Genomic DNA, 16,024 nt, shown 5'->3' with positions numbered 1-16,024 from the left:
GTAAATTAAATAATACTAATCTACTTTAAACATGTTGAAGTCATTATAAATCGTACTCAGAATATCCTGATCGCTCATTGAACCTAAATCGCTAATTCCAAGAGTTGTGCTATCAACACCTTCTAGTGTTATATCTGTTTTATTTCCTAGCTCATCAGTGACCGATAACACCGTTTGTGAGTTATTATCATCAATATTCACCCCAATATGCTGTAACATATCTTCCATTGTTGAACTTGCTTGAATTGAGTCTGGTAATAGGTCTGCTAAGTCTAAAATATCAGCTTCTCCATTTGCAGCGACACCATCAATCGCAAAATCAGCAATTGATGTTTGAGCAGGGGTCGCAGGACTCCCTCCAATATCTTCAGCAAAATAGAAAATATCATTGCCACCACCGCCAGTTAAAATATCATTTTGACCTGATGCGTATAATATATTATCGCTCTCATTACCAAAGGTATCTGAAACGACTAAATGACCAGAGTTAGTTAATGCATTAAGCTTTTCTTCATCTGTCATCGATGCTGTTGGTTCTCCGGCTAACTCATCAAGCGTTATTCCATCAACAATAATAGTTTGGACTGTTGCTCCTGCTTCATTAATATAAATTTCAGTACTTCCATCGACTTCTGTAATTTGGATTTGAGACGCTAATACTGCCGAATCCCACACTGTTGTTATATTTGCAATGTCACTCAAGTCAATTTTGTCACTATCGAGATCAAAATCCTTAATTACATCTCGACCTAAATCACCACCAATAGAGGCATTTGTCCATGTAAACGTATCAGCAGTACCAACATCTGATAAATCTAATGGATTACCAAATAAAAGCTCGTCATTAGTTGTGCCCGTTAAAATATCAGAGCCTGCAACTCCTTGAACAATATTTGGCCCAGTGACTGTAATAACGACGGTTTCTAGCTTAACACCACCTTTACCATCACTGACTTCAACAACAAATTCATCTGTATCTGTCGTATCGGCAGCTAAAGCTAGCGTGCTATTCTCAAGCAATATATAAGTCCATAAGCCTGTTGTTGCATTGATACTTAATGTTCCATAAGTACCTGCTGCTGGTGACGTTGATGCTAACTGCCACGTTAGAGGATCACTCTCTGCATCAGTCGCTGTCAATTGCCCTGTCGCCGTTTCAACAACACCTTCTTTTATATTGGCCGTTGTCACACCAGAAATCTCTGGTGCATCATTTTCACCAGTAATACTAATGGTAACAACTTGTGAGATTACTCCGCCATTACTGTCCGTTACCTGTACAGTGTGTGTTTCAGTAACTGTTGTATCACCAAGCTCTTGAGCTTTAACGTTATCTAATGTAAATGTCCACAATCCGTTAATATCAACACTAAATGTACCGTATGAATCTGACGGCACATTTATTTCGGTATAAGAAAAGCCTGTATTATTAAGGTCGACATCATCAACGACTAATTGCCCTGTAGCAATTAATACTGCTGCATCTTCACTTACTGAGCCTGTGATAACACTTGCAGGTTCGATCGTTGGTAAGTCATTTGTTCCATTAACAATAAAAGTAACTTCTTGAGTGTCTGTTAATCCATTATTATCTTCAACAACAATGGTATATTTCAACTCTCTTTGCTGGCCATCGCCTAGCTCTTGTATCTCTGCGGCATCATTATCAATAACCAGTTTATAGTTACCATTAACATCAATCGTTAATACCCCTAATGGATCGGATGCTGTAACACTCCAAACATGTGTATCGATAATATCAACATCGCCATCTGAGAATGTTCCGGTTAATTCGAGCTTATCATCTGCATTTAAACCAGTATCTTCTGTCGCGGTATCTGTAATGTTAGCGGTTATAATTGGTGCATCATTTTCACCTTGTATATTAACCGTAACTGTTTGCTGTACGATTTGACCACTAGCATCGCTAATATTAATTACAAATGTTTCTTGAATTAACTCATTACCTAATGATTGTGCTGCTGCATCATCTAAATCGTATTGCCATAGCCCTGTAGTTGGATCAATTTGGAAAGTCCCATAGGTTGAAACTGAAGCAGGATCAACTTGATAATTGATTGCTGTTCCTTCTGGATCTATATATGCGATAGTACCTTGAACTTGGAGAGTGCCATTTTCAGCCACATTTCCATCAAGTTCGGAATTGGGAAGGTCGATATATGGTGCGTCATCATTACCAATAATATTAACGGTTACGTCCTGAGTAATGACACCACCATTCCCATCATCGATTTGAATAGTGTACGTTTCTGTTATGGTTTCATCACCAATATCTTGGGCTTTATCGTTATCTAATACATAAGTCCATTTACCATTTGCATCAACAGTTACTGAACCATAAGCATCCGCTGGAGAAGTAATTACATCAAACGCAAACGCAGTATCGGTCAAATCAATATCTGTAATATCTAATTGTCCTGATTGAGTTTGAGTTCCTACCCCATCTTCTTCTACATCAACAGAAAGAATACTGGTATTAACGACTTCTGGCGCATCATTTGTGCCATTGACTATAAAGGTAATATTTTGAGTGCTGCTTAAACCATATTCATCCGTTACTTTTACTGTGTACGTTAATTCTAATGTTTCACCAACACCCAATTGCTGAATCTCTAGTGCCGAGTTATCAACAACTAATTTATAATCGCCGTTCGGCTCAAAAGTTAATGTACCTAGAGAATCTCCACTAAGAACCGTCCAAGAGTGCGTATCTGCAGAATCTGGATCGCCATCGTCCCAATTGCCTGTAACTTCAATTGTATCTGTACCACTTACGCCACTGTCTTCAGTTAGCTCGGGTGGGACGGTAACGACTAGGCTTGGTGCATCATTTTCACCATTAATGGTAATGGTTATCGTCATGTCAGTAGAAGCGCCGAACTCATCGGTTGCTGTAATCGTTACTGTATCCGTTAATGTCTCGCCTTTTGATAAACTATTTACTGTAGGATCATTACCATCAACTGTGTAGGTCCATTTACCCGTAGCTTCATCGACACTGACGACACCATAACTCCCTTGTACGCCCGGACTAACGGTAATACTATCCCCAATATCAGTTACATTGGTTACAAAGTTACCTGATGCAGTACTACCATCAGTTTCTTTAACGACACCAGTGTCCATCCCTGAAATTTGTGGAATATCATTTGTACCTGTGATATTGACCGTTACCTCTTGTGCTGTTGTGGCTCCATGGACATCAACGGCAAATACGGTAAAGACTTCAGAAACAACCTCACCTTCTTTTAATCCTTGAATATGAGCGGCATCATTATCTAAGGTGTAAGTCCATACGCCATTTTCATCAATAGTAAACGTACCGTACGTACCCGTTAATGTTTTTGCATCAAAGGTTACCGTATCACCATTTGGATCAGTTGCTATTAACGCATTAGAATCGCTCGTCTTATCATCTTCTTTCAATTCCATGATGATTTGATCGTTTTGGGTAATTTCTGGTGGCAAGTTGGAGCCATCAATAGTAACCGTCACGGTTTCTGTTGAGGTTGCACCATAAAGATCCGTAACCGTCACTTCAAAAGTGTCTGATAATGTCTCACCAACACCAAGGAATTTAACTGCATCTAGCGAGGTGTTTAACTTATATGTCCATCGCCCAGTATTTTCATTAAGAACTAATTCACCATATGTCCCTGCTTCTGTATTACCAAGATCGACAGTCCCTCCATTATCAGTAATTGACCATGCATGAAAATCACCGGCATCAACGTCGCCATCATTTAAGTTACCTGAAATTTGGCTATCAGAATCTGTGTTTGAAATACTACCAGTTAATGATCCTGAAATATCAGGAGCATCATTTGTGCCTGTAACATCAACTTTGAAGATCATCATCACGGGATTGCCGTGCTCATCAACAACCGTTTTACCGAATTTATCAACAACCGTAACACTGAAAGTATCAGTGACTAATTCACCTTGATTTAATTGTTGTACTTCTAAGGCATCGTTATCAAGTACATAAGTCCAATTGCCATCATTATCTAAAACCAGTGTGCCATATGTACCATCGCCAGAAACTAGATTCCAAGTAAGGTCAGGAGTTAGGCCATCAACATCATTTAATTTACCGGTTTGCTCTAATGGAGTGGTATCCTCCATGAAATCTATTTCTTCAATAATTAGAACCGTTTCAACATCATCGGCAACACCAGTAATCTTAATCGTAATAAGAGAATCAGTACTCTTGGCTCCATGATTATCTTCGACGACAACTCTAAAGAAATCACGTTCAATTTGTTCAGGTGTCAACGCTTGTACCGCAGGATCTGCGTTATCTAATACATAAGTCCATTGGCCTGTCGCTTCATCTAATGTTAACCAACCATAAGTTCCCCTAATCGTGATAGAGCCATTATTTGCATCACCATCTTCATCGGTACGCTTATTACCGCTCGCATCCACGATATACCAAGTATGTGTATCACAACTGTCTGGATCACTTACTGTTAACTGCCCAGAGACTTCAAGACTTTCATCTTCAATCACTTCACCCTGTTCACCAAATAATGGAGAGTCAGTAATTATCATTGGTATATCATTAGTCCCAACAATGGTCACATTAATAAGAACCGTTGATGTTTTACCACAGCTATCCGTAACCGTTACTGTCCACTTCTCAGTAACACTCTCACCTTCGCACAATGAGTCGACATAAGGTTGAGAGTCATCAACATCATAAATCCAGGTACCATCAGGATTAACGACAAGATCCCCAAATAAGCCACCATCAACAGAAGATGCTCCTGAAACACTATTAATAGTACAACCAGAAGGTAGCCCTAAATCTCCAGCGGTTATTGTCCCACTTCCATCACCACCAATAGGGTCTCCATTCGCGTCTACACCTTCTTCTTTTGCTTCAATATCAATAATTTCATCATATGAGCCACCACCTCCTCCATCAGGATCCGTATTTCCTTTAACAGTAATAGTGACTTCAAACGGTTCAGATACACCACCGTGCTTATCCGTAGCCCTAACCCAGAAAGAATCAATTCCAATCTCATCAAAATTAAGTGCATTAGTATCTGGATCAAAGTTATCTAACAAATAGGTCCATTGCCCATTTTCATCAATGGTTAATATTCCATATGTTCCCGATCCATTTTCAACCTGCCAGCTGACTACCTCATCACCTAAATCGATATCATCAGCAATTACATTACCGGTTACTTTCGTAAATTGACCATTAAATTGGCCATCTGGAACAAATTCGTAAGCATCTTCAATGACCGTTGCAGAGCTATCACCAGAAACGACAGGTTTATCATTCGTGCCCACAATAGTAAAATCGATTTGCTCTGTAGTAAAACCACCGTTAGAATCATGCACAACAGCAGCAAAAGTTTCAGAGATGGTTTCCCCTTCATTTAAAGACTGAATCGCCGTCGAATTTTTATCAATTTCATAACGCCATGAACCGTCAGCTTCAAGATAAAACGTACCATAATTACCTACGTAGGTTCGAACTTCAAAAGACGTTGCATCTCCAGCATCTACATCTGTAGCAATCAATTGACCAGTAACAATATCTGTCGCTTGATCTTCTTTATACTCTCCAGTTGCTCCGCCTGTAATTTCAGGAAGATCATTAGTACCTTGGATTGTAATAACAATATCATCAGTCGAAGACTCTCCCATTGAATCCGTTACGGTTACCGTAAACGTCTCTGTGAAAGTATCATTAGGACCAAGTGCTTGAACAGCAGCGAGAGAGTTCATTAATATGTAAGTCCATCTACCACTTGAATCCATGGTAAGCGAACCGTATTGCCCGACTCCGTTATCCAGGTTCCATGCATGAATGTCGCCAACATCAGGATCTGAACTGTTTAACTGACCGTTAATAGTAGTTGTTTGATCTTCGATTACGGTTCCAGATAATGCGCCGCTTAATGAAGGGGCATCATTCGTTCCTTCAATGGTTATTTCTATTTCTTTTTCAGACACTTGACCAAATGAATCCGTTACTTTTACGGTAATGGTATCAACAATTTCAGCACCTTCTTTTAGTCCATTAACTGTATTGTTATTATTATTAAGAACATAAGTCCAATGCCCATCTTGACCGAGTGTAAACTGCCCATACTGTCCGGTAGAACCAACAATATCCCATACTAAGGTATCTTGAGAATCTAAATCGCCAGACAATAAATCACCTGATATTTCATTTATTGCTGCATCTTCTTTAATCTCACCAGTCGTATCACCAATAATTCCCGGTGAACTGTTGGTACCTGCAATATCAATAACAACTTCTATTTGGCTCGTTCCACCTTTCCCATCATCCACTTCAACAATGAACTTATCTTGAACAACTTGCCCAGATGAGATACCTATCGTTGCCGGTCTTGAATTGTCTAACTGATAAGTCCACATACCAGTATTAGGATCAATACTTAATGAACCATAGATACCATTAGGAGTAAGCGTTGACCATGTATGGTCATCTAAGTGATCGATATCAACTGCCGTTAATTCACCTGTCGCGATGTCTTTTCCTGTCGTGCCTTCAATCGTGCTGCCTGTTGTTGCTCCCGCAATTGATGGCTTGTCGTTATCACCAACCACATCGATAGTAATAACTTTTGACGTTGAAGCGCCAAACCCATCAGTAACCGTTACCGTAAAGGTATCTTGAACTCTTTCACCTTCAGATAAAGACTGTACCGAGTTCTTATCATTATCAAGTACATAAGTCCATTTTCCATCGGTACCTAATGTCAATGTGCCATAAGAACCTGTACTTGAATCTAAAGACCACGTGTAAGAGTCACCAATATCTTTATCATCGGGGAACAGTTGACCATCAACCTCGGTAATCGCGGAATCTTCTTCTACGACTCCGGTCAATTCGCCAGATAATTCAGGTACATCATTTGTCCCTTTGACTTTTACTGTAACGGTAACAGTATCAATAGCTCCATATTGATCTTCAACTTGAATAACAAACTTTTCTTTCTCTGTTTGACCTGACAATAAACCTTGGGTAGCAGCTAAAGAGTTATCAATTGTGTATGTCCATTTCCCATTAGCATCTAATGACAATGAACCATATAAACCTTGTGTATCGGTTAATAATGTCCATTCATGAGTGTCTGTTGTATCAACATCACCATCTGTTAATTCACCTGAAACAGAGTCTTTATTACCATCTTCAGTAATCGTTCGCGATTTTTGTCCACCGATAATAGGTATATCATTAGTACCAAGAACTTCTACCGTGATGATGATGGCATTCATACCGCCATGACCGTCATCAACAGTAATGGTGAATGTTTCAAACTCTTGTTGGTTTTCAGCTAATGCTTGTGTATCTGCATTTAATGGATCAAGTGTATATAACCAATTACCATCGGTATCCACAGTCATGTTGCCATATTTACCTGCACCTCCGTCAACAACAACCCAAGTATGATCATCATTGAAATCGACATCGACCGCAGTTAATGCACCGGTCGCGGTTGGTATGATATCTTCAACTGCTGTACCTGTATTTCTGCCCGTAATCACAGGTCGGTCATTGGTTCCCTCAATAGTAATTTCAACAGTATGTTGCGCATAACCGTTATTACCATCGCCAACAACAACGACAAAACTTTCAACGACACTTTCTCCTGCAGCAAGAACTTGAGATTCAGTTCCATTAAGTGTATACGTCCACTTACCTGTTGCTCCATCTATTGAAAAACTACCTAATTTTGATTCAGAAGCTCCAATCACAAACCAATTATGCTCATCGGATAAATCAACATCAGCGACGGTTAATGTGTCTGAAATAGTTAATATTTCATCTTCTTTTACGGTTCCGGTATCATTACTATCAACAACACTTGGTAAATCATTTGTACCCTCTAGTGAAATAATAATTTCTTTTTGATCTGTACCACCTTGTCCATCATCAACCGTAACAGTAAAGCGGTCTTCTGCTGACTCACCTTCAGCAAGCTGTTGAGTTGCATCTAAGGTATTGTTGATGGTGTAAGTCCATTTGCCGTTTGCATCCACCGTAATTGAACCATAAGAGCCCGTTGCCGGTAGAACTTCCCATGTATGGGTATCTGAAAGGTCTACATCGTCAACAATGAGTTGGCCTTCTGTTGTTTCTATTGAATCTTCTTTTACAGAACCTAATAATTGCCCTGATAACTCAGGATCATCATTAGTTCCATTAATTGTAATTTCAACGGTTTCTGTAATTACACCACCAGCACCATCGCTTAATTCTACGGTGTAATATTCTTTGATTGGATCATCACCTGCACCAAGAGATTGAGCAGCGTCATTATCTAAGGTGTATATCCAAGCTCCTGTTGTCGCATCAAGTGTAAACTTGCCGTATGTGCCTGTATCTGAACCTACGATATCCCAATTAAACGAACTTGTTGCATCTTCATCCGCAGCCGTTAACGTACCTGTTGTCGTTAATTTTGTATCTTCGGTAACATCACCTACAATATCGCCACCAATAACAGGAACTCCATTCGTACCAACTACGGTGATCACGATTTCGATCGTATCTGTACCACCTTGATTATCATCAACGGTAACAATAAACTTATCTTCGACACTTTGACCTTCGGTTAATTCTTGTGTTGCTGCTAGTGCGTTATTTATGGTGTAAACCCATTTACCCGTAACAGGATCTATCGTAATGGAGCCATAAGTGCCGCTATTAGTATCTACACTCCAACCATGAACATCGATTAAATCAACATCATCAACGGTTAGTTGACCTTCGGCCTCTGATTGAGTGGCGGTATCTTCTTTCACTAGACCAGTAGACTGACCTGACACCAAGGGTTCATCGTTTGTACCCGTAATTTCAATCGAAATAGTTTCAGTAGTTAAGCCACCTTCCCCATCATCTACTTGAATTTGATATTCAACTGTGTGTGTTTCACCATTAGCTAATGCTTGGACTTGCGTCGCAGTGTTATTAAGGGTGTATTCCCATTTACCTGAACCATCAGCATTAGTCGAAACGACGATAGAACCATAAGGGTCTGAATTTGAAGAAAGCAGTGTCCAAGTATGCGAATCTAATGTGTCTACATCGTCAACAAATAAATCGCCCGCAGTAGTTAATAAAGTTTCTTCTGTTACCCCTCCTGATAATGTCGAGGTACCTGCAACGCTAGGGAGATCATTAGTGCCCGTCACTTCAACGGTGACAGTATGAGTAACGGTGCCACCTTCGCCATCATCAGCAACGATTTCAAACGTTTCTGTTTTTACTTCGCCATTTGAAATGGCTTGTGTATCTGTCTTGGTATTATCTAGCGTATAGGTCCATTTCCCGGTCGCATCGACCGTTAATTCACCGTACGTACCCGCGCCATTCGTCACTGACCACGTATGAGAGTCGGTAACATCGGCATCAACTGCTTCTAATTGACCACTTGCTTCACCAACGCTGTCTTCAACAACCGAGCCAGTATCGGTACCGCTAATCGTTGGTCCATCGTTCGAGCCCGTCACCGTAATCGTGACTTCTTGTGTGTCTATTCCGCCATGATTGTCTTCCACTTGAACTACATAAACGATATCAAGAGTTTCGCCTACGCCTAATGCAATCACGCTTGCTGATGCCGCGTTTAAATTAAATGTCCATTTACCATCGGTGCCAACCGTAAATGTACCTAAATCATCATTTGTGTTTGCTTCAACTGTCCACGTATGCGTGTCTAATGTATCGACATCTTCTAGAACTAACTCACCCGTCGCACTTTCTGTTGCTCTGTGCTCAACCGCACCCGCGATCACTGACGTATCAGTGATTTCAGGTAGATCATTAGTGCCAGTCACATCGATAGTGACGACTTGTGTTGCTTGTGCACCACTGCCATCAGTAACAACGACAGTAAATGTTTCAGTCACTGTTTGGCCTTGCGATAATGATTGCGTTGCTGCCAAAGCATTATCTATGGTGTAAGTCCACTTACCATTTGCATCAACAGTAATTTCACCATAAGACCCAGAACTTGGAGCTTCTACTGACCATGTTGCAGTATCGGTTGTATCTAAATCAGCAGAAACCAATACACCAGATGCAGTATCAACGGTATCCTCAACTACAGAGCCCGTACTTGTCCCACCAATAACCGGACCATTATTAGACCCAGTTACGGTAATCGTCACTTCTTTAGTATCAAGGCCACCATTTTGGTCATCTACTTGAACGACATAAATTACATCCAACGTTTCATTGGCCCCTAATGCAAGGAAAGCGGCTGCACTGGTATTTAAATCAAAATTCCATCGACCATTTGAATCAACCGTAAATGCTCCTAACTCAGCATTATCATTCGGTTCTACAGTCCAAAGATGAGTGTCTAACCCATCAATATCTTCTAAAATTAAATCACCAACAGCAGAAACGCTGACCTCGGCAACATCACCAGTAACAACTGATGAATCCGTAATTTCAGGAATATCATTCGTGCCTGTAACTTCAACGGTGACAGTATGAGTAATTAATCCGCCATTTCCGTCATCAGCAACAATCTCGAAAGTTTCAGTTTTAATTTCATCTTTAGAAATCGCTTGAGTAACATCTAACGTATTATTAAGGGTATACGTCCATTTACCGGCACTATCTACGCTTAAAGAACCAAATACCCCAACACCATCAGTAACAGACCATGATACAGAATCATTAGCATCTGCATCTGTTGCAATCAACTCCCCTGTAGCAGTTCCCAATATATCTTCAACAACAGCACCAGTATCTGAACCACTAATTACAGGCCCATCATTTGAACCAGTTATCGTAATGGTAACGTCTTGAATATCAGTACCGCCGTGATTATCGGCGATTTCAACTCTATATACGATATCAAGCGTCTCACCAACACCTAAACCAATAACAGTTGTAGATGCAGAATTAAGATCGAACGTCCATTTGCCAGAAGTATCAACAGAAAAGCTACCTAATTCACTGTTTGAGTTTGGTTGAACTGTCCAAGTATGGGAATCCAGAGTATCTACATCTTCAAAAACCAGTTCACCCGTTGCACTTTCTGTAACACGATGTTCAACAGCTCCTGCGATAACTGAAGTATCCGTAATTTCTGGGTTATCATTAGTACCCGTTACATCAATAGTTATAGTGTGCGTAACTTGCCCACCATTACCATCGTCAGCAATCACTTCAAACGTTTCAGTTTGAGTTTCACCTTGTGATAAAGCTTGAGTCGCAGACAAATTATTATCAATGCTATAAGTCCACTTACCTGTACTATCAATAACAAGCGAACCGTATACACCTAGATTTGGGGCAGTCACCGACCATGAGACTGAATCTCCAGCATCGACATCAATTGCAGTTAATTGCCCATCAGCAGAATCAATTAAATCTTCAACAACACGACCCGTATTAGTACCACTAATTACTGGTTCATCGTTGGTACCATTAATCGTAATAATCACTTCTTGTTGAGCAATACCGCCATTACCATCATCAACTTGAATGGTAAATGTTTCAGTAACAACATCGCCTGTACCCAGAGCTTGAGTCTCATCTCTAGAATTATCTAATGTGTATTCCCACACTCCATTATTTATGGTTAATACACCATAAGTTGCATTACCACCTTCAACAATTGTCCAAGTATGTGTATCTAATGTATCTACATCTGCAACTGTTAATGTTTCACTTACCGTTGGGTCAGTATCATCAACATCCCCCTCAGTCAGATCACCAACAGAAATTCCAGAGATAATAGGATCATCATTAGTACCAACAATCGTTACTGTGACTTGTTGAGTTGATGTTAGATTTCCACCAGCAGAAACTGAAATCTCAAACACATCAGTAATAATCTGACCATTAGCTAATGACTGAACGGATAAAGCACCATTATCAAGAGTATATTCCCACTCACCCGAAATTGGATTTAAAGTTAACGTACCAAATTCACTTGTAGGAGAACCATTAATCGACCAAGTATACGAAAGATTACTTTGAGGATTAGTAACAGCTAACTGACCTTCTGACTCAAAAATTTCATCTTCTTTTGTTAGACCTGAATTATTTGGTGTAATAATTGGTGTCTCAGGGGCATTCGTTGGATTATTACCACTTAAATTATCGATATCATCTTGGTTATCATAAGAAAATCCATTAGATGTTGTGAAATTTGTCGTTGCTATCGATGAGTAATACGCATAATCAATAACAACAAAACCACTGTTTGCTGAACCCCCACCTTCACCAGCAGCAGAAGCTTCAAGGATCTCAGTTGGATCCTCTCCCGCTAAAATGGCATCTTGAATCGCGGCGATATCAAGCTCATCTGTTGATTGTGTAGGATCAAGAGTTACCTTCCCATCTATTGGCTGCACTTGCAGTGGGTCATCCGCTTTGGTTTCATCAAGACAACCCAAACAGTTTTTATCAACCGTCACTAACTTACCGTTAATTTGAACAACCACTTTGGCGTCGTATCCAGTAAACAGCACGGAATCACGCCCAATATTTTGGCCTACATTCACCTTTGTAGGTACACCTGCTTGGTTTAGTGTATAGGCATCGCCTTCTATTTGTTTTATTTCTACTTGAGAAGGAATTATTGTTTCTTTCATGCAATCACCTACAATCCATTTAACGGCATCAACAAATTAATTTTCATGTGTGTTTTAAGCATAGGACAAAAAATGCACCAACACATAAAATGCCAAAGGGTTAATTTGTTGTTATAAAATTATTAATTGATAGTTTTATAGCATGATTTTTTCCAAATTTAAGTATCATAATCCGCATAATCCTTTATTATTCACCATGTTTATTTTAATCGAGACATCATCATGAGCAAATTAACGTCAGATACTCAAGCAAACCTAGATCTTTTCATCGCTGAAACGAAAGAAACGCAGCTAGTTTGGAGTCTTTATAACGAAGAAGGTTGGATCTCTGTTGAATCAACTGAATTTGAAAACTCTGAAGTAATGCCATTCTGGTCTAATAAAGAAGACGCAGCATTCCACAATGTTGAAGAATGGGCTGATTTTGAAGTAACAGAAATTCCACTAGATATCTTCGCTGAAGATTGGCTAGTAACTTTATCTGAAGATGGTGTTTTAGTTGGTGCTAACTGGAACCAACAACTTGAAGGTAAAGAAGTTGAAGCAAGTGATCTTGTGAAACTTTACCTATAATTTTACTTATCTAAGATAAGTAGTAAAAAGGCAGTATTGATTACTGCCTTTTTTTATTTCTATTCGTCTGCTATTTATTTAAAAAACTCACCGCTTTGTCTGGATAATCAGTAAATATACCGTCAACTTTCACTTTGTTATAAAACACATCTAACATATCTTCAAAACTCGTTGCGTATGCAGCAATACGATCAGGTTCGGCACGAAAAGTAAATGGGTGCACAACTAAGCTAGCGTCTTTTGCTTGTTTCATTAATGGTTTAATAATGATGTTGTCTTTTGTTGATTCATCATCAACTAACATCGATTTCCAAGGTCCAATTCCATCAGCATATACTGCAACTTTTGCCATACCATCTGATTGAAACATCCAATCATAGCTATAAGGTTCTGCAACTTCACCACGATAAGTCATGGTTTCATTCCAATCAGTATAAGCAATTAATTGAACAAGTTTTAAATCCATCTTCATCGCTGGTAATAACTCATCATTAATACGTTTCAGCTCAATTGGATCAAACGACTGCAGATAAATTTTATCTTCCTTACTGTCATAACCATATTCTTTTAATACTTTGAGTACTGCTTTACTAATATCCTTCCCTTCATGGCGATGAAACCAAGGCGCTTTTATTTCAGGATATAAGCCAATATCGTAGCCTAATGTTTGATTTAAACCTTGAATCAATTCAATTTCTTCAGCAAGAGTTGGAACCGTAAAGCTCGATTTCCACATAGGGAAGCGATTAGGATAACCTGCTACTTTATCTCCTTTCTCATCAACGTTAAAACCTTCAGTTACACGCAAACTCTTTATCTCCGCTAAAGTAAAATCAATAGCGTAATAGCGACCATCATCACGAGCACGACTAGGAAAGCGCTCGGCAACATCAGTAACGCGATCAAGGTAATGATCATGCAACATAACGAGTTGATCATCCTTTGTCATTACTACGTCTTGTTCGATGTAATCTGGCTTCATTGCATAAGCAAGAGTTTTTGCTTCCAACGTATGTTCAGGTAAATAACCAGATGCACCTCGGTGAGCAATAACAAGAGGATCGGCATTAACCCATGTAGAGAAGACCAAAGTGAGGATAGAGAGAGGGAGTATTTTACATTTCATAATTCAGTCCTTAGAAATCCCCAAAGATTACTCTAAGAGGAAAGAAGCCATGATGATTAAGTTGCTGATAATAAATATCAGTGACTATGCAAATTAACCAACAATGACTTCAAGTTTATGATGTTTTGATGACGATTAAGCGATTGTTGCCTGTTCTTTTTCCTTCGCTTTATGATGATTACGCTCGCCTATGAAAGCGTAAAACAAACAAATAATCGACAAAATACAAGAAGCAACTAGGATCATGAAGCCTCCATCCCAACCAAAGTGGTCAACGGTATAGCCAAGAATGATATTGGCAGTAACGGCTCCACCAAGATAACCGAATAATCCAGTTAAGCCTGCTGCTGTACCTGCTGCTTTCTTAGGAACAAGTTCAAGAGCATAAAGGCCAATAAGCATAACAGGGCCATAAATTAAGAAGCCAATCGCAACCAAAGCAACCATATCAATCGTTGGGTTTCCAGCTGGATTAAACCAATAAACCAACACAGCAACGGTTACCAACACCATGAATAAAATACCAGCTGGTGCACGACGCCCTTTAAATACTTTATCTGAAATCCAACCACACAATAGTGTGCCAGGGATCCCAGCCCACTCGTATAAGAAATATGCCCAAGACGATTTATCAACCGTAAAATCTTTCGCTTCTTTTAAATATACTGGAGCCCAATCAAGTACGCCGTAACGAATTAGATAAACAAAGGCATTTGCAATGGCAATAGACCAAAGTAATTTATTATTAAAAACATACTTAAAGAAGATCTCTTTCGCTGTCATCTCAGTTTCGTGAGATTTATCATAATCATCTGGGTAATCATTTTTATATTCTTCAATCGCAGGAAGTCCACAAGATTGAGGGGTATCACGCAATGTCGCCCAAATAAACACAGCAACTAACGTGGCAAAAATTGCAGGAACATAAAATGCTGAGCGCCAATCATCGTTAAATGCCCATAGGCCTAATAAGAAAAGAGGCCCAATCAAGCCACCACCCACATTGTGTGCTACATTCCAAACCGAAACTAACTCACCACGTTCTTTACGTGACCACCAATGTACCATCGTTCGACCACAAGCAGGCCAACCCATACCTTGGAACCAACCGTTCAAAAATAACAGAATGAACATGGCCGTGATGCTGTCTGTTGCCCATGGCATGAAGCCAAAACAAAACATAACAGCAGCAGACATTAATAAGCCAGCACTTAAAAAGTACCTAGGGTTAGAACGGTCAGATACACTGCCCATTAGAAATTTCGAAAGGCCATAAGCAATAGATACCGCAGCCAAAGCGACACCAAGATCACCACGACTAAAGCCTTGATCGATTAAATATGGCATTGCCAAGCTAAAGTTCTTACGAACAAGATAATAACCAGCATAACCAACAAAAATACTGATAAACAATTGCCAACGTAATCGTGTGTACGTGCCATCGATCCGGTCGGAAGCGAGACGGTCTATGTGCGCTTGGGGTTTAAATATACCAAACATAGTTAACTCCATTATTATATTTGCGATGGGAGATTAAAGCTCGAACGAAGAAAAAATAAATATTCGTTCGAAAGCAGGCGCATTGTGATGTCCAAGAGGATTAGTTTCTGTGACTAACCTTACAAGTTAAGGAATTATCAAAATGAATAAGTAAAAATTAGAGATCAATTGATTTAATTTATGCTTGATTTG

General features: G+C 39.6%; 4 protein-coding genes. 1 reads left to right on the top strand and 3 read right to left on the bottom strand.

The annotated features are described in order from the left end of the window. Positions 1–15: 15 nt before the first annotated feature. Entirely contained in the window at positions 16–12,633 is a 12,618-nt protein-coding gene (locus BTO23_RS03935) for a retention module-containing protein (RefSeq protein WP_105062989.1), read from the bottom strand. Between the two features lie 222 nt (positions 12,634–12,855). On the opposite strand from BTO23_RS03935, the gene BTO23_RS03930 reads away from it, so the two are divergent. After that, positions 12,856–13,206, top strand: coding sequence for a DUF2750 domain-containing protein (locus BTO23_RS03930; protein ID WP_060991223.1), 351 nt, complete (start codon positions 12,856–12,858; stop codon positions 13,204–13,206). A 70-nt stretch (positions 13,207–13,276) separates the two neighbouring features. Here BTO23_RS03930 and glpQ read toward each other — a convergent pair whose 3' ends face one another. Then, complete coding sequence (gene glpQ, locus BTO23_RS03925; protein ID WP_061002697.1) at positions 13,277–14,332, bottom strand: glycerophosphodiester phosphodiesterase; 1,056 nt, start codon at positions 14,330–14,332, stop codon at positions 13,277–13,279. A gap of 135 nt (positions 14,333–14,467) precedes the next feature. Continuing rightward, a complete protein-coding gene (glpT, locus tag BTO23_RS03920; RefSeq protein ID WP_060991225.1) occupies positions 14,468–15,832 on the bottom strand; it encodes a glycerol-3-phosphate transporter in 1,365 nt (454 codons plus the stop codon). Between the last annotated feature and the right edge of the window lie 192 nt (positions 15,833–16,024).

Origin of the sequence: Aliivibrio sifiae (assembly GCF_002954715.1) — a bacterium.
Taxonomy (GTDB): Bacteria; Pseudomonadota; Gammaproteobacteria; order Enterobacterales; family Vibrionaceae; genus Aliivibrio; species Aliivibrio sifiae.
Note: the sequence above shows the minus strand (reverse complement) of the source record. Positions and strands in the feature narration are given on the sequence as shown.

Bases quoted from the DNA above. Each gene is read 5' to 3' on its own strand.
- BTO23_RS03935 (WP_105062989.1), bottom strand. From the start codon at position 12,633: ATGAAAGAAACAATAATTCCTTCTCAAGTAGAAATAAAACAAATAGAA.
- BTO23_RS03930 (WP_060991223.1), top strand. From the start codon at position 12,856: ATGAGCAAATTAACGTCAGATACTCAAGCAAACCTAGATCTTTTCATC.
- glpQ (WP_061002697.1), bottom strand. From the start codon at position 14,332: ATGAAATGTAAAATACTCCCTCTCTCTATCCTCACTTTGGTCTTCTCT.
- glpT (WP_060991225.1), bottom strand. From the start codon at position 15,832: ATGTTTGGTATATTTAAACCCCAAGCGCACATAGACCGTCTCGCTTCC.